At 41.1% G+C, this 16,253-nt stretch carries 15 protein-coding genes; all 15 read right to left on the bottom strand.

The window, feature by feature from the left end; translation table 11 throughout:
- Window positions 1-2: 2 nt before the first annotated feature.
- The 15 genes from ACTQXY_RS05715 to ACTQXY_RS05785 all read right to left on the bottom strand — a co-directional run bounded on the left by ACTQXY_RS05715 (window position 3) and on the right by ACTQXY_RS05785 (window position 16,098).
- A complete protein-coding gene (locus ACTQXY_RS05715) occupies window positions 3-866 on the bottom strand; it encodes a MerR family transcriptional regulator (RefSeq protein WP_441658682.1) in 864 nt (287 codons plus the stop codon).
- Window positions 867-927: 61 nt separating this feature from the next.
- Window positions 928-1,704, bottom strand: a complete 777-nt coding sequence (locus ACTQXY_RS05720; protein ID WP_441658683.1) for a class I SAM-dependent methyltransferase — start codon at window positions 1,702-1,704, stop codon at window positions 928-930.
- Window positions 1,705-1,760: 56 nt separating this feature from the next.
- Window positions 1,761-2,237: an NAD(P)H-dependent oxidoreductase subunit E gene (locus ACTQXY_RS05725; RefSeq protein WP_441658684.1), complete on the bottom strand. Its 477-nt coding sequence runs from the start codon at window positions 2,235-2,237 to the stop codon at window positions 1,761-1,763.
- Entirely contained in the window at window positions 2,221-3,078 is an 858-nt protein-coding gene (locus ACTQXY_RS05730; protein ID WP_441658685.1) for a DegV family protein, read from the bottom strand. The genes ACTQXY_RS05725 and ACTQXY_RS05730 overlap by 17 nt, the downstream gene beginning before the upstream one ends.
- 16 nt (window positions 3,079-3,094) lie before the next feature.
- Window positions 3,095-3,574 carry a 23S rRNA (pseudouridine(1915)-N(3))-methyltransferase RlmH gene (rlmH, locus tag ACTQXY_RS05735; RefSeq protein WP_441658686.1) on the bottom strand — a complete coding sequence of 160 codons (480 nt, stop codon included), beginning with the start codon at window positions 3,572-3,574 and terminating at the stop codon, window positions 3,095-3,097.
- Window positions 3,575-3,586: 12 nt separating this feature from the next.
- Entirely contained in the window at window positions 3,587-4,336 is a 750-nt protein-coding gene (locus tag ACTQXY_RS05740) for a ZIP family metal transporter (protein WP_441658687.1), read from the bottom strand.
- Window positions 4,337-4,442: 106 nt separating this feature from the next.
- Window positions 4,443-5,831, bottom strand: coding sequence for an NADPH-dependent glutamate synthase (gene gltA / locus ACTQXY_RS05745; RefSeq protein WP_441658688.1), 1,389 nt, complete (start codon window positions 5,829-5,831; stop codon window positions 4,443-4,445).
- The gene (locus ACTQXY_RS05750; protein WP_441658689.1) at window positions 5,831-6,721 is read right to left on the bottom strand and encodes a sulfide/dihydroorotate dehydrogenase-like FAD/NAD-binding protein; all 891 of its coding nucleotides are present in this window, start codon (window positions 6,719-6,721) and stop codon (window positions 5,831-5,833) included. The genes gltA and ACTQXY_RS05750 overlap by 1 nt, the downstream gene beginning before the upstream one ends.
- A 154-nt stretch (window positions 6,722-6,875) precedes the next feature.
- Window positions 6,876-8,057, bottom strand: coding sequence for an iron-containing alcohol dehydrogenase (locus ACTQXY_RS05755; RefSeq protein ID WP_441658690.1), 1,182 nt, complete (start codon window positions 8,055-8,057; stop codon window positions 6,876-6,878).
- Window positions 8,058-8,182: 125 nt separating this feature from the next.
- Window positions 8,183-9,022, bottom strand: a complete 840-nt coding sequence (gene folD / locus ACTQXY_RS05760) for a bifunctional methylenetetrahydrofolate dehydrogenase/methenyltetrahydrofolate cyclohydrolase FolD (protein WP_441658691.1) — start codon at window positions 9,020-9,022, stop codon at window positions 8,183-8,185.
- Window positions 9,023-9,033: 11 nt separating this feature from the next.
- Window positions 9,034-10,704: a formate--tetrahydrofolate ligase gene (locus tag ACTQXY_RS05765; protein WP_441658692.1), complete on the bottom strand. Its 1,671-nt coding sequence runs from the start codon at window positions 10,702-10,704 to the stop codon at window positions 9,034-9,036.
- An 18-nt stretch (window positions 10,705-10,722) separates the two neighbouring features.
- Window positions 10,723-13,197, bottom strand: a complete 2,475-nt coding sequence (locus ACTQXY_RS05770; protein WP_441658693.1) for a DNA translocase FtsK 4TM domain-containing protein — start codon at window positions 13,195-13,197, stop codon at window positions 10,723-10,725.
- A gap of 64 nt (window positions 13,198-13,261) precedes the next feature.
- Window positions 13,262-13,936, bottom strand: coding sequence for a ClpP family protease (locus ACTQXY_RS05775; RefSeq protein ID WP_441658694.1), 675 nt, complete (start codon window positions 13,934-13,936; stop codon window positions 13,262-13,264).
- A 118-nt stretch (window positions 13,937-14,054) separates the two neighbouring features.
- Window positions 14,055-15,338, bottom strand: a complete 1,284-nt coding sequence (locus ACTQXY_RS05780) for an aminotransferase class I/II-fold pyridoxal phosphate-dependent enzyme (RefSeq protein WP_441658695.1) — start codon at window positions 15,336-15,338, stop codon at window positions 14,055-14,057.
- A gap of 28 nt (window positions 15,339-15,366) precedes the next feature.
- The gene (locus ACTQXY_RS05785; protein ID WP_004612528.1) at window positions 15,367-16,098 is read right to left on the bottom strand and encodes a YebC/PmpR family DNA-binding transcriptional regulator; all 732 of its coding nucleotides are present in this window, start codon (window positions 16,096-16,098) and stop codon (window positions 15,367-15,369) included.
- Window positions 16,099-16,253 lie beyond the last annotated feature (155 nt).

Consider the following 16,253-nt stretch of genomic DNA (forward strand, 5'->3'; position numbering starts at 1 on the left):
TATTAGTTTTTCAAGTTAAAATAATATCGGTATGCGACAAACACTTCAATCAATACTCCGATGACAACAACTGTAATCTCCGCCGGGCTTCCAATATCTTTGAACCGCATTACCGAAAGTACAATACAGATGCTCGCAATGATAATAATCGGAAGGAACTTGTGCAAAATGCTCAGCTTCTTATATTTTTCTTTTGAAAGTTCCGGCGGAATGATCTCATCCGGATACTTCATCTGACAGCATACTACCGCACCATATCTGGAAAATTCTCTAGCTGCCTCATATTCGATTCCATCAATCGTAAATTCCGGATACATGCCTTCTTTTGTTATGACAAGATTCAATTTATTCTCATTCGCATATCGGAATAATTCATCCGTAAATTCCGATGGTGTCAAGCACATGGAATTGGGTACAAAACGGAATTCTCGCATTGCTTCCAGTTTTGCCACTGTTTTATAGTCATCCAACAGATTTGCAAATACAGCGCCATTTTCTTCCGCCTCTTCCATCTTTATCAGATAACTGTCCACATCAAACTGTTCTAATTCTGATTCATTGATCCGGTTACAGAAATCCAATGCATCGGACAGGCGGTCTCTCTCCTGTGTCAACCTTTCTTTTTGGAACTCCACCGCATCAGACAAAGTAATGTCATGATTCAAAAGCTTCCGGATCTCCTCAATTGGCATATCAAGCTTTCGCAAGACTTTGATCACTTTCAGTTGATTGATGTCTTTATCAGAATATTCTCTGTAATCATTTTCCGGATTCCGGTTTGGTGAAATCAGTCTCTGTCTTTCATAATAACGTATATTTTGTTTTGTGATTCCTGTTAATTGTTCTACTTCTTTGATGCTTAGCATAATCATCGCCTCCTCTTACCTCTTTTGTAAGGGATATAGCAGGTATAAGGTCAACCTTTTTTTATATTTTTTGTAAAATATCTAATGTATGGGCTGATGCTCCAAGAAGTTCCGGTCTTTCACAAGTAGATAAATGATATTCTATAAAAAGGCGGTAAGTCTCCTCATCCATTGCATTTAAAATCTGACGCATGTAATTTGCCGGTCCATCTGCCGCAATCAATTGTAATCGTTCTAAATTTGCAGCTTTTCGAACTGCATCAATATCTTCAACTCTTACATAATCATATAAATCTTCAGGTTCTGCAACAACATGAAATGCTGAATCTACTTTTCCGTTCTTCATGCTCTCACAAATGTGATTTTCTTTGAATCCATAGGTGAGTATACTATATTCATTCATACAATATGCAACAAGAATGATGCCGTCTTTTTTTGTGACGCGTTTTGCTTCTTTGAGCGCCTTCACCTTGTCTTCAAATGTATAGAGATGATACATAGGTCCAAAGACAAGAGTCATGTCAAATGAATCCTTCTCAAAACGCGACAAATTCAAAGCAGTTCCCTGATAGGCTTTCACATTGCTTCCCTTTGACTTTAGAATTCCGAGATTATATTTGACCAATTCCACTGCTGTGACATCGTATCCTTCCTCGGCAAGCTGAACGGAATAACGCCCGGTTCCAGCACCTACATCTAAAATTTTTGCATCTTCTTTTCCTTCCAAATACTTATGAATGTATTTCATGGAAGTGACATACTCCACATGCCCATGGCGTCTTGTCAGACGCTTTTCCTCACAAAATTTATTATAATAGTTCTCTAATTCTTTTGACATATCTATATATTATACCTTTTCTTTTTGTTTTTCACAATGCTTTTTCCAATCGACGACTAAGTCAATTTTTTCAATAATTTCTTTATATCTTGGAGTTCATCTCCAGAATAGACAATTCCATCAATCATAATGTTCGGTGCTGTTTTACATTTTTTCAGACAATTTCGTGTCCGCAATTCAAAAGCTCCATCTGCAGACATTCCGTTTTTCTGAATATCAAGTTCGGTTTTTAGTCTCTTTAAAAGAAGCATTCCATCTTTTCTTCCACAGCGTTCTCCCGTGCAAGCAATAATCTCATGCACAGCATTTGATTCCTTCAGACTTGGATACATGCGAATCAGACATTGCAAGAACTTTTCTGAAGTTCCAGTTGTCTCAAGCACTCTGTGTTTTAAATCCGGAGTCAGACACCCTGAGACTTCCTGAAGCTCGCGTAAAAGCGCTACAATCATCTCTTGACTGTTCTTATCTCGCTGCCTGCCATAATAGGAAAAAATCTCTTCTATTTCATCTTTTTTATTCTGCTCGTCCATCAATATACAACACTCCTAACGTTCCCGGTCCGCAATGACTTGATATCACACCTCCGGCTCTGGTGATTAAAATTTCCTGAAATACATTCAGACTTTTTAAATATTCAAAAATCTCATTTATTATTTCTTCGCTACATCCTGAATGTGTTATGAAAACACGCTCTGTTTTTGCACGTTTCAGTTCTTCTTCCATCTCCTGAGCATAGTTTAAAAGAACCTTTCTCATCTTCCCGCGGTACTTTTTGGTTGGCTGCATTTTACCATTTTCTACTACAATCTTTGGATGGAGCTTTAAAGCGCCGCCTGCCATTGCAGCAACTCCGCTGCACCTTCCGCCTCTATAAAGATAAGTCAATGTATCTACTACAAAACTTGCATGGACAAAAGGTTTTAGCTTTTCTATCCTGTCTACGATCTCTTTCGCACTTCTTCCATTCTGCGCCATAATTGCAGCTTCTATCACGAGCAGACCGATACCTGTTGATAAATTTGCCGAATCCACTACAAAGATATGTTCTTGTGCCTCCAAATCGCTTGCAGCCAAACGGAACACATTGCCGGAAGTAGACATCTCGCCTGAAATTACAAAGCAAACAACCTCCTGATTGTTCTGTGCATATGGCTTTAACATCTCTATTGCGTTGTCTAATGACGGAGCAGATGTCTTTGGTGTAGTCTTATGCTCATCGGACCAGTGGTAAATTTCATCCGGTGTAATATTCTTACCGTCTTCACATTCCTTGTCTCCCAATAAGATATGCAATGGCAGAATTGACACATCATATTTTTCTAGCAATTCTTTGGATAAATCACATGTGCTGTCCGAAATAATTTTAACCATTTTTATTACACTCCTTTTATTTATGATAAGGTGCTCCCTCGATAATTCGATATGATCGGTACACCTGTTCTAACAAAATCACCCGCATAAGCTGATGCGGAAAGGTCATCTTAGAAAAACTCAGTCCATAATCAGATCGTTTAAGCACATCTTCGCCAAGTCCGATAGAACCGCCAATAATGAATATAATATGACTTTTTCCCTGTACTCCCAATGTTTCTATCTTTTTTGCAAATGCAACCGAGTCCAACATAGTTCCTCCAATCTCTAAAGTGATCACATACGCATCTTCTTTCACATAGCGAAGAATTCTCTCCCCTTCTTTCTTGCGAATCTGCTGTTCTACATTCTCGCTTGCCTGATCGGGCGTTTTTTCATCTGCCACTTCGATAATCTCTAATTTACAGTATTTACTCAAACGTTTACTATATTCTGCAATTGCATCTTTCAAGTATTTTTCTTTGATTTTCCCAACTGTAATCAATGTAATTTTCAATCTTTGCTCCCCCTATCCGATATAAAAATCCATCACTAACATTGTGATGAAACCTGCAAGCAGTGAATAAGTTGCCATCCGCTCATATCCATGACTGTGCGTCTCCGGAATCATCTCATCACTCACAACGTAAATCATCGTTCCGCCTGCAAAAGCTAACGCGAACGGCAGGATTGCCTTTGCCACGGAAACAGTTCCAAATCCAATCATTGTTCCGATAATTTCAATCACACCGGTAAAGCAGGCAATGAAAAATACACGCTTTTTTGCAACCCCAGCCATAATCAGCGGTGACACAATAATCATTCCCTCTGGAATATTTTGCAAAGCAATCCCAAGCGCAACCGTAATCGCGTTGTTTATATTTTCACTTCCAAATCCAACTCCCGCTGCAATTCCTTCCGGAAGATTATGAATTGCAATCGCCATCACAAACAACATAACCTTATTTAGATGATTTTGCCGGTCGGCGTGCGCTTCCTGATCCATTCCTGTGATATGATGCAGATGGGGTGTCAACTTATCCGCCAGATTCAGAAAAATTGCACCAACAAGGATCCCGACTGATGTTACCCATACATTTCCTTCCTCAAGAGATGGGATGATCAGTCCCAAAATTGCTGCTGAAAGCATGATTCCTGCTGCAAATCCAAGAATCGCATCGTTAAATTTGTGTGGTACTTTCCGAAAAAAGAAACCGATGATAACACCAGCAATAGTTGCACCACCTACGCCAAAAGCCGAAATAAGTGCCAATTTCATAAAATAAAACCTCCTGATAAAATCTATTCGTAGGAGGTATTATAACATATTTTTTACAATTTGGGGACGTAGTAAAATTCAATTTTACTACGTCCCCAAATGAAGTTTATTTATCTTTTAAGTACTCATGAATACCTCGTGCCCCTGCTTTTCCTGCTCCCATAGCAAGAATAACTGTCGCAGCACCTGTCACGGCATCACCGCCGGCATAAACGCCTTCTTTTGTTGTTTTCCCAAATTCTTCATCGGCAACAATACATTTCCATCTGTTTACTTCTAATCCTTCTGTAGTAGAAGAAATCAATGGATTCGGCGAAGTTCCAAGCGACATGATGATTGTATCCAGTTCCATCTCGAACTCAGAACCTTCAATTACAACCGGGCGTCTTCTTCCAGAAGCATCTGGTTCTCCCAGTTCCATCTTCACACATTTCATACCTTTTACATAGCCATTTTCATCCACAAGAATTTCTGTCGGATTTGTTAATAGATCAAACACAATTCCTTCTTCCTTTGCATGGTGGACTTCTTCTACTCTGGCAGGAAGTTCTTCTTCACTTCTTCTGTAAACAATATGTACATCTGCACCAAGACGTACTGCTGTTCTTGCGGCATCCATCGCAACGTTACCGCCGCCGATGACAGCTACTTTCGTACCTGCAACGATCGGTGTATCATAAGAATCATCAAATGCTTTCATCAGATTACTTCTTGTCAAATACTCATTTGCAGAAAATACGCCGTTTGCATTTTCCCCTGGAATTCCCATAAATTTCGGAAGTCCAGCTCCGGATCCAATAAATACTGCCTCGAATCCTTCTTCTTCGATCAGCTGATCAATTGTCGTAGATTTACCAATCACAACGTTTGTCTCAAATTTTACGCCGAGTTCTTTTACTTTTTCGATCTCTTTTGCCACAACTTTATGTTTTGGAAGACGAAATTCCGGAATACCATACACAAGAACGCCTCCAAGTTCATGTAATGCTTCAAACACAGTTACCTCGTAACCAAGTTTCGCAAGGTCTCCGGCACAAGTAAGTCCTGCAGGACCAGAGCCAATTACAGCTACTCTATGCCCATTTGTTTTTTCTGCTTTTTCCGGTTTGATGTCATGCTCCAATGCATAATCTGCGACAAATCGCTCCAATTTACCGATGGAAACAGGCTCTCCTTTGATTCCGCGGATACACTGACCTTCACACTGAGATTCCTGTGGGCATACACGTCCGCAAACTGCCGGAAGTGCAGAGGATTTTCCAATTACTTTATAGGCTTCTTCGATATTTCCTTCTTTTACTTCTTTGATAAATGCCGGAATATTGATAGAGACTGGACAACCCTGAATACATTTTGCATTTTTACAATTAATACATCTTGTAGCCTCGTCCATCGCTTCTTCCTGATTGTATCCAAGACACACTTCCTCAAAATTCGTTGCACGTACCTTCGGATCCTGTTCTCTTACAGGTACTTTTTTTAATACATCAGCCATTAGTTGTCACCTCCACAATTTCCGCATCCGCCGTGATGTGTAGTGCCTTCCTGAAGTTTTAACATTGCACGGCCTTCTTCTGTTTTGTACATCTGTTGTCTTTTCATTGCCTGATCAAAATCAACTAAGTGTCCATCAAATTCTGGTCCATCTACGCATGCAAATTTGATCTCATCTCCAACCTGAAGTCTGCATGCCCCGCACATACCGGTTCCATCTACCATGATTGGATTCATACTTACAATAGTTGGAATCTCCAATTTCTTTGTTAAGAGACAGACAAATTTCATCATGATCATCGGACCGATTGCCACGCAGACATCATACTTTTTGCCTTCCTCTTTCACTAACTGCTCAATCTTTGTTGTAACCATTCCGGCATGTCCATAAGAACCGTCATCTGTACAAGGATAATAGTTCCCAGCAACTGCTTTCATCTCATCTTCCAGAATCAACATGTCTTTTGTCTTAGAACCAACGATAACATCCGCTTCAATTCCGTGCTCATGGAGCCATTTCACCTGCGGATATACAGGAGCTGCACCAACACCACCGGCAACAAACAACATCTTCTTGCCTTTTAAACTTTCTATATCTTCATGAACGAACTCAGAAGCACATCCAAGAGGTCCTGTGAAATCGCGGAAACTGTCTCCTGCTTTTAATTCTGCCATCTTTTCTGTAGATGCGCCAACTGTTTGGAATACAATAGTAATCGTTCCTGCTTCTCTATTATAATCACAAATTGTGAGAGGGATTCTTTCACCTTTCTCATCCATCTTTACAATTACAAACTGTCCCGGTTCGCAATGCTTTGCTACTCTTTTTGCTTCTACATCCATGAGAAAAATTTTGTCTGCTAACTTTTCTGCTTTTTGTATCTTATACATTTTACGCCTCCCATTTATCTTTATACTTCACTATGATAAAGCAAAACTTTAAAAATTTCAAGCGGTATTCTCAATTTTGCTTCACTCTCTATTATACTAGATAAAAAGCGAGTGCACAATACACCCGCTTTTTGTAAATATATGTATATTACTTCTAGAAGTCTACTTCTGTTCCATAGTAAACGCATGTAAATAGTCTTTCCATAGTAGCCGGATCAATTACACGTGGATTAGAACCTGTACAGGCATCGCCAACTGCAAGTTCTGCAATAGATGCAATTTTTTCTTTGAACTCGTCTTCTTTGATACCGAATTCTTTCAAAGTAGCCGGAATTCCAAGAATCACGTTAAAGTCGTCAATTTTCTTACATAAGCTGTTGATAAGTGCTTTCTCAGAAGCTCCCTCCAATCCTACTCTGCGAGCGATTTCTGCATAGCGTTTTGCTGCAACAGGATCCTTCGCATTGTATTTAATTACATATGGCAGATACATGGCATTTGCAAGACCATGTGTAATGTGTCCTGTTGAGAATGCAGCACCTGTTTTGTGTGCCATAGAATGTACAATACCAAGTAACGCATTGGAGAATGCCATACCTGCAAGACATTGTGCATCATGCATATGTGCTCTTGCATCCATGTTGCCTTTGTAAGAAGCTGGCAGATAATCAAATACCATCTCGATTGCCTGAATCGCAAGTGGGTCTGTATATGCGCAGTTCAGTGTAGAAACATATGCTTCAATTGCATGTGTAAGTGCATCCATACCTGTGTAAGCTACTTGATGAGCCGGAAGCCCTTCTACTAATTCTGAGTCAACGATTGCAACATCCGGTGTGATATTAAAGTCAGCTAATGGATACTTGATTCCTTTCGCGTAATCTGTGATAACAGAAAATGCAGTTACTTCTGTTGCTGTTCCTGATGTAGAAGGAATTGCTGCGAATTTTGCTTTCTGTCTTAATTCCGGGAAGTTAAATGGGATGCATAAGTCTTCGAATGTCACATCTGGATATTCATAAAATGCCCACATTGCTTTTGCAGCATCGATCGGTGATCCACCGCCCATTGCTACAATCCAATCTGGTTCAAAAGCACGCATTGCTTCTGCACCTTTCATAACAGTCTCCACAGATGGATCTGGCTCGACACCTTCAAACAGCTGTACTTCCATTCCAGCCTCTTTCAGATAATTCACTGCTTTATCTAAGAATCCTTGACGTTTCATGGAACCGCCGCCAACTACAAGAATCGCCTTTTTCCCTTTCAGATTCTTTAATTCTTCTAAACATCCTTTTCCGTGATAAATATCTCTTGGTAAACAAAATCTACTCATTTCAATCTCTCCTTTTGCATATGTATTGTTAACCTTTTAACAGTATTCTAACTCTGTTAATTATTTAACGCAACAGATTTGGAGAAAAAAATTGTATTTATTTTAGTACAAATCATCTATCAAAATTACTTTCGAACAGCTTCTATACAATTGTTCATAAGCATGGCAATCGTCATTGGTCCAACCCCGCCCGGAACAGGTGTGATTGCACTCACTTTCTCAATCACATCATCAAAATCTACGTCCCCGCAAAGTTTATTCTCTGCATTGCGGTGGATACCTACATCAATCACAACAGCCCCCTCTTTTACATAGTCAGATGTAATGAACTTTGGTTTTCCGATTGCCGCAATAAGAATATCTGCACGTCCTGTAATTTCTTTCAAGTCCCTTGTTCTAGAGTGGGTAATCGTAACCGTTCCATTTTCACGGAGTAACAGCAATGCCATCGGTTTTCCTACAATATTACTTCTTCCGACAACCACACATTCTTTTCCTTCAATTTCAATTTCGGAACGTTTTAAAAGTTCAATAATTCCTGCCGGAGTGCAAGGAAGAAAACCATTTCTTCCAATGCACATATTTCCCACACTTTCCGGGTGGAATCCATCCACATCTTTTTCCGGAGCGATTGCCTGAATCACAGCATCCTCACGAATATGAGCAGGCAGTGGCAGCTGAACTAAAATTCCGTTTACTTTTTCATCTTCATTCAATTTCTGAACAAGTGAAAGCAGTTCTTCTTCTGCAACAGTCTCATCCAGCTCATGCGATAAAGACTCTATTCCGATAAACGCACATGCCTTTTTTTTATTATTTACATAGACAGATGATGCGGGATCTTTTCCAACTTGCACAACTGCAAGACATGGAACAATTCCTTCTTCTTTTAATTTTGTCACTTCTTCTTTTAATTCTTCTTTAATTTGTGTTGATATCAGTTTTCCGTCAATTAATTTTGCCATTCAATCTCTCCCTAAAATAATCCTGTAATAGTTCCTTCCTCATTCACATCAATGCCATTTGCCGCCGGCACCTTTGGAAGCCCAGGCATCGTCATCACTGCACCTGTAAGTGCCACTACAAAGCCTGCTCCCGCATTGACATATACTTCACGGATATGGATTTTAAAGTGTTCCGGTCTTCCCAGAAGTGTCGCATCGTCAGAGAGGGAATACTGATTTTTTGCCATGCAGATTGGAAGCTCTCCATATCCAAGCTCCGCAATCTTAGCAAGTTGTTTTTCCGCTGTCGGAGTATATTCCACACCGTCTGCGCCATAGATTTCTTTTGAAATCGTCTCGATCTTCTCTTTCAGAGAAAGGCTGTTTTCGTACAATGTATGGAAATGGCTCTCTTTTGTCTCCAATGTATTCAAAACTTTTTCTGCTAATGCAATACCGCCTTCGCCACCTTTTTCCCATACTTCTGAAAGTGCAAATTCGCAGTTTCTTTCTTCGCAGAATTGTCTGATAAACTCATTTTCTGCATCGGTATCTGTCACAAATGAATTTAGTGTCACGACAACCGGAACACCAAATTTTTGAACATTTTCAATATGTTTTTCCAGGTTCACAATACCTTTTTTCAATGCTTCCAGATTCTCTTCATTCAGATCTTTCTTAGCAACTCCGCCGTTGTATTTCAAAGCCCGCACAGTTGCGACAATCACAACCGCATCCGGTTTCAGATTTCCCATTCTGCACTTAATATCCATGAATTTTTCTGCCCCAAGGTCAGCGCCAAACCCTGCTTCTGTAATTGCAATATCGCTTAATTTTAATGCCATTTTTGTTGCGCGGATACTGTTACATCCGTGTGCAATATTTGCAAATGGACCGCCGTGTACTAATGCCGGTGTATGCTCTAATGTCTGAATCAGATTTGGCTTGATTGCGTCCTTTAGCAGAGCTGTCATCGCACCTGTCGCCTGTAAGTCATCAGCAGTCACCGGTTCTCCCGCAAAGTTATATGCAACAACAATCTTTCCAAGGCGACGTTTCAAATCTTTGATGTCATCAGCCAGACAGAGAATTGCCATAATCTCAGATGCAACCGTGATGACAAAATGATCCTCACGAACCATACCGTCCATCTTATTTCCAAGACCAACTACAATATTGCGAAGTACACGATCATTCATATCCAGACAACGTTTCCATACAACCTGTCTCGGGTCAATCTGAAGCACATTTCCTTGTTGGATATGGTTGTCCAAAAGAGCCGCCAAAAGATTGTTTGCCGAAGTGATTGCATGAAAATCTCCTGTGAAGTGAAGATTCAAATCTTCCATCGGTACAACCTGTGCGTATCCGCCGCCTGCTGCACCACCTTTGATGCCGAAACAAGGTCCCAGCGAAGGCTCACGCAACGCAATCAATGCTTTTTTATTCAACTTTGCCATAGCTTGTCCAAGGCCCACAGAGGTTGTAGTCTTACCCTCCCCTGCCGGAGTCGGGTTGATTGCAGTTACAAGTACAAGTTTCCCATCCGGTCGGTCTTTTACTGCCTCCCACAATTCATCAGAAAGTTTGGCTTTGTATTTTCCATACAGTTCCAAATCATCCTCCTGAATCCCAATACTTGCAGCCACCTCTTTGATTGGCTTCATCACTGCCTCCTGTGCAATCTGAATGTCTGTTTTCATCTTTCTTCCTCCTTTGAATTATACATGTTCTTCAATATATTGCTCAAATTGTTCCATTGACATCAATACTTTTCTTGGCTTCGTGCCTTCTTCTTCCCCTACAACACCTGCCTCTGCCAACTGATCCATAATTCTTGCTGCACGGTTAAAGCCAATTTTAAATACGCGCTGCAGCATTCCAATCGATGCTTTGTCTTTTTCAATAATAAATTTCCCGGCATCTACAAAATAGGCATCCCGGTCATCGGCACCGCTGTTTCCGGAAACCATGCCTCCCGCAGATACACTGGTACTATTTACATGGTTCGTAATCTCTTCATTATACTGAACACTTTCACTGTTCTTTACCAAAAAGTCCACAACAGCCTGCACCTCTTTATCCGACACAAATGCTCCCTGTACACGCGCCGGTTTTTGATATCCTGCCGGATAGAAAAGCATATCACCCTTTCCAAGCAGCTTTTCGGCACCGTTCATGTCAATGATCGTTCTGGAATCTACACCTGACGAAACCGAAAATGCGATTCTCGACGGCATATTTGCCTTAATCAGACCAGTGATGACATTGACGGATGGTCTCTGTGTGGCAAGAACAAGATGAATTCCGGCGGCTCTTGCAAGCTGTGCAAGGCGACAGATAGATTCTTCTACTTCTCCCGGTGCGACCATCATAAGATCCGCAAGCTCATCCACGATAATGACGATCTGAGGTAATTTTTCTGGTTTTCCTTCTTCCTCAATCGCTTCGATTGTCTCAACTTTTGCATTGTATCCCTTCAAATCACGCACATTGTACTGTGCAAACAGATCATACCGTTTCATCATCTCAGCGACCGCCCAGTTCAAGGCGCCTGCCGCTTTTTTGGGATCTGTCACAACCGGAATCATCAGATGCGGAATTCCATTATAGACACTTAACTCAACGACCTTAGGGTCAATCATAATTAACTTCACATCTTTTGGATCGGCTTTATATAAAATACTCATTATCAGCGTATTGATACAGACGGATTTACCAGAACCGGTCGCCCCCGCAATCAATACATGCGGCATCTTCATAATATCTGCCACGACAACTTTTCCTGCAATATCACGTCCTGCAGCAAACGCAATCTTCGATTCATGCTTTTGAAATTCGTCTGTCTCTAAAAGATCGCGGAGCATAACGGCCGTATTTTCTTTATTCGGGACTTCGATTCCAACAGCCGCTTTCCCTGGAATCGGTGCCTCGATACGAATATCCGCAGCTGCAAGGTTCAATTTGATATCATCTGCAAGACCGACAATCTTGCTGACCTTTACTCCCTGCTCCGGCTGAAGTTCATAGCGGGTTACCGATGGACCACAACTTACATTGGTCACGGTTACGTTGACATTAAAGTTTTGAAGCGTCTGCTGCAGTTTCATTGCAGTCTGACGTAAATGGGTATCCGAATCTCCTCCGCTTTTCTTTCCATGTTTCAGCAGAGATAGTGGCGGAAATACATATTCTTTTGGCTGCTTTTCCTCACTCTTTTTAATCTCTTGTTCCACATTTGCTGTCGCCGTCTCAACTTGCTTTTTACTTTCTTTTGTCTTTCGCTTCTCAGGTACAGGTTCCGGAATCGGAACTTGTTCTTCCATAATCGGCTGTGCCCGATTGATCGTAATATCGTCCGGAACAGTATTTTTTGAAACTTCAGCTTCTCTGCCGTCATATGACGGTATTTCTTCTGCAAATAAATCTGGTACTTCTTCCGGCGGTGTAATCTCTCTCATCTCCGGTGACTTTTTCACAAGTGTCGTGTCAAACGATACCCCTGAGACCGTATTATCTTTTCGCTTTCGTTCTTTCTCAGCTGCTTTTTGTTCCCTCTCCTGTGCTCTTTTTTCACGTCTCAATTCTGCCTGCTCTTTTCGTTTCTTTGCATCCTGCTTCGCAGAAGAGTAGGCTTTTTCACTGCCTTTTTTTACGCTGCGTATAAATGACTTCTCTGTAATGATGACAAGACAAATAATGCAGAGAATCACTGCAACGACGTATGTACCGATGACACCGATTGCCGGACAGAGCACAGAAACGACAATTCCCCCAAAAAGCCCTCCACCATCTTTATGCATACTGGAAATTTTATAATAAGAGAACAATCCTGTGCCTGCTGTATATTCATTCATGATCAACTGAAACAATGTGCAGACCATCCATGTAAATCCCACTCCTGCCACAGTCTTTATGTACGCAATAGAATTCCCTTTATTTGAGATTACAAAAGCAATTCCTGTAAACAACAGAATCGGTATGATATATGCGATTGTCCCAAAAAGTCCAAATAATACGGAAGAAACGGCATCGCCTACAAATCCCCCAATTCCAAAATTGCTTATTAATAGTAAAATACCGGCAGCCAAAGCTGATAAAATGATAATCTCATCTTTCAAAAAACTTTGGCTGTCCTGCTTCTTTTTCGTTTGTTTTTTGTTTCTTTTTCTGCTAGTATTCTTCCTTGCTGCCATGAAACTCCCCCTTGTATCTTAAACATACTATAATATAGTATATCATCAATAAAATCTCATGTCATCATCTATTTTTATTCATCTTTTCTTCTATCATCTCATGTAATTTCGTCAAAGCATCGCTCATTCCACCAACGGCATCAATCAGTCCCTCTTTTACGGCCTCTTCTCCTTCTAAAAGTGTGCCGACATCTTTGACAAGTTGTGTAGAATCAAGCATCAGCTCTTCAATACGTTCCTGAGTCATATGAGAGTGTCCTGCCAGAAAGCGTATAATACGATCCTGAGTTCGTTCCATATTCCGATAGCTTTGAATCACTCCGATAAACATCCCATTTGAACGAACCGGATGAATGATCATCGTCCCACTGGGAACAATAAAAGAATAATCGGCTGAAACCGCAAGCGGTCCTCCGATGGAATGACTTCCGCCAAGAACCAAAGACACAGTCGGCTTGCTGAGTGATGCAATCATCTCTGCAATCGCAAGTCCCGCCTCCACATCACCTCCAAGTGTATTTAATAAAATGAGGAGTCCTTCGATTTCTTCATTGTCCTCCACTTCGGCAAGTTTTGGAAGCAGATGTTCGTATTTCGTCGCTTTTGTGTTGCCGGACACCGCCTCATGCCCCTCAATCTCTCCGATAATTGTCAGTAACTGAATATTATGCTTTCTGTTATTGTGTGTCAGTTCAATACTTCCGGTTTCGTTAATCTCTTCTCTTTTTTCTTCCTCCATACGCCTGCTCCTTTTCATTGTTTTCTTTTAGTATGCAGCAGTTTGAAAGAAATATACAAAAATCACCTTACAAAATAAGACGGGAGCATCTCCTGCTTCCCGCCTTGTATCTTTCCATCTAAATTGTAGCCAACGCCTGTTCTAAATCTGCAATGATATCATCTGCGTTCTCGATTCCGACACTGAAACGAATCAAATCCGGCTGTACTCCGGCCTCCAATAACTCCTGCTCATTCATCTGGCGGTGTGTATGACTTGCCGGGTGCAGTACAGAAGTGCGCGCATCTGCAACGTGTGTTACGATTGCGGCAAGTTTCAATTGATCCATCATTTTTACAGACGCATCACGTCCCCCCTTCAAGCCAAAGGAGATAACACCACAAGTGCCGTTTGGCATATATTTTTGAGCCAGCGCATGATATTTGTTATCCAGAAGTCCTGCGTAATTCACCCACGCAACTTTTTCGTGATTCACAAGATATTCCGCAACCTTTTGTGCATTTTCACAATGTCTCTGCACACGCAAATGCAGTGTCTCCAGACCAAGGTTCAATAAGAACGCATTCTGCGGAGACTGAACAGATCCCAAATCTCTCATCAGCTGCACTGTCGCTTTTGTGATGTAAGCGCCTTTACCAAATTTTTCAGTATATACAATACCGTGATAAGTCTCATCTGGAGTTGTCAAGCCTTTGAATTTATCACCATATGCTTCCCAGTCAAAATTTCCGCTATCTACAATACAGCCGCCGACACATGCCGCATGTCCGTCCATGTATTTCGTCGTAGAATGTGTCACAATATCAGCTCCCCACTCAAACGGACGACAGTTGATTGGTGTCGCAAATGTATTGTCTACGATTAGAGGCACTCCATGTTCATGAGCAACTTTTGCAAATTTCTCAATATCCAGAATCACCAATGCCGGATTGGCGATTGTCTCTCCGAATACTGCTTTTGTATTCTCCTGAAACGCAGCATGTAACTCTTCTTCGCTTGCATCTGCATCCACAAACGTAGCTTCGATTCCCATCTTTCTCAATGTGTGAGCATATAAGTTATATGTACCGCCGTAAATTGCTGCAGCGCACACAATATGGTCTCCTGCTTCTGCAATATTCATAATAGCATAGAAATTTGCTGCCTGACCAGAAGATGTCAGCATAGCTGCCACCCCGCCCTCAAGATCACAAATCTTTGAAGCGACTGTGTCGTTTGTCGGATTTTGGAGTCTTGTATAAAAATATCCATTATCTTCAAGATCAAACAGTCTTCCCATCTGCTCACTTGTCTCATATTTGAATGTCGTGCTCTGATAAATTGGAAGCACTCTTGGTTCTCCTTTTTTCGGCTGCCATCCTGACTGGATACATTTTGTTTCAATTTTGTAGTTACTGCTCATAAACATTCCTCCTCATATCACTTACTATCTATTCTTCCCAGTTATGGTAAACCTCTTGTACATCGTCATCTTCTTCTAACAGATCAAGCGTTTTCTGAATATTTTTCAGGTCTGTCTCGTCTGTTAACTGTACCCATGTCTGCGGAATCATAGTTACTTCTGCGCTCGCCATAGGAATGCCGGCTTCCTCCAAAGTCAGACGCACCTCACTGAAAGAATCTGGATCTGTCAGAATCTCAAAGCTGTCCTCTTCCTCTACAAAATCTTCTGCTCCTGCATCCAGTGCTGTCATCATCAAATCATCTGCATCCATCTCGCATTCTTCTTTTGCAACGATAATCTGTCCTTTTTTGTCAAACATGAATGACACACATCCAGGTGTTCCGACATTACCACTTCCTTTTGTGAATGCATTTCTCACATTGGAAGCAGTACGGTTCTTATTGTCCGTCAATGCATCTACAATAATTGCAGTACCGTTTGGTCCATATCCCTCATATGTAACATGTTCATAGTTGGAAGCATCCGCATCTCCGGCTGCTTTTTTAATACTTCTCTCGATGTTGTCATTCGGCATATTGTTTGCCTTTGCTTTTGCAATTACATCACGCAGTCTGCTGTTGTTGGCCGGATCCGGACCGCCTCCCTCTTTTACTGCAACGGCAAGTTCTCTACCGATCTTCGTGAAAATCTTTCCTCTGACCGCATCATTTTTTTCCTTTTTATGTTTAATATTCGCAAATTTTGAATGTCCTGACATTTTTATTCCTCTCCTTGTTTTCTTTTAAAAATCACTTGTTTATTCTAGAGCGTGTTTGAAAATTATGAGTTTTTGATTATTTTATCCAAATCAGGATTGAAGCAAGGCATATAAACCCCATATATGTGAATGCCAACTTATCATAACGAGTGGCA

It is taken from the genome of Faecalimonas sp. LCP19S3_D12 (genome assembly GCF_052121495.1).
Taxonomy (GTDB): domain Bacteria; phylum Bacillota; class Clostridia; order Lachnospirales; family Lachnospiraceae; genus Faecalimonas.

Coding starts and splice junctions, on each gene's coding strand:
- ACTQXY_RS05715 (WP_441658682.1), bottom strand. CDS start 866: ATGCTAAGCATCAAAGAAGTAGAACAATTAACAGGAATCACAAAACAA.
- ACTQXY_RS05720 (WP_441658683.1), bottom strand. CDS start 1,704: ATGTCAAAAGAATTAGAGAACTATTATAATAAATTTTGTGAGGAAAAG.
- ACTQXY_RS05725 (WP_441658684.1), bottom strand. CDS start 2,237: ATGGACGAGCAGAATAAAAAAGATGAAATAGAAGAGATTTTTTCCTAT.
- ACTQXY_RS05730 (WP_441658685.1), bottom strand. CDS start 3,078: ATGGTTAAAATTATTTCGGACAGCACATGTGATTTATCCAAAGAATTG.
- ACTQXY_RS05740 (WP_441658687.1), bottom strand. CDS start 4,336: ATGAAATTGGCACTTATTTCGGCTTTTGGCGTAGGTGGTGCAACTATT.
- gltA (WP_441658688.1), bottom strand. CDS start 5,831: ATGGCTGATGTATTAAAAAAAGTACCTGTAAGAGAACAGGATCCGAAG.
- ACTQXY_RS05750 (WP_441658689.1), bottom strand. CDS start 6,721: ATGTATAAGATACAAAAAGCAGAAAAGTTAGCAGACAAAATTTTTCTC.
- ACTQXY_RS05755 (WP_441658690.1), bottom strand. CDS start 8,057: ATGAGTAGATTTTGTTTACCAAGAGATATTTATCACGGAAAAGGATGT.
- folD (WP_441658691.1), bottom strand. CDS start 9,022: ATGGCAAAATTAATTGACGGAAAACTGATATCAACACAAATTAAAGAA.
- ACTQXY_RS05765 (WP_441658692.1), bottom strand. CDS start 10,704: ATGAAAACAGACATTCAGATTGCACAGGAGGCAGTGATGAAGCCAATC.
- ACTQXY_RS05770 (WP_441658693.1), bottom strand. CDS start 13,197: ATGGCAGCAAGGAAGAATACTAGCAGAAAAAGAAACAAAAAACAAACG.
- ACTQXY_RS05775 (WP_441658694.1), bottom strand. CDS start 13,936: ATGGAGGAAGAAAAAAGAGAAGAGATTAACGAAACCGGAAGTATTGAA.
- ACTQXY_RS05780 (WP_441658695.1), bottom strand. CDS start 15,338: ATGAGCAGTAACTACAAAATTGAAACAAAATGTATCCAGTCAGGATGG.
- ACTQXY_RS05785 (WP_004612528.1), bottom strand. CDS start 16,098: ATGTCAGGACATTCAAAATTTGCGAATATTAAACATAAAAAGGAAAAA.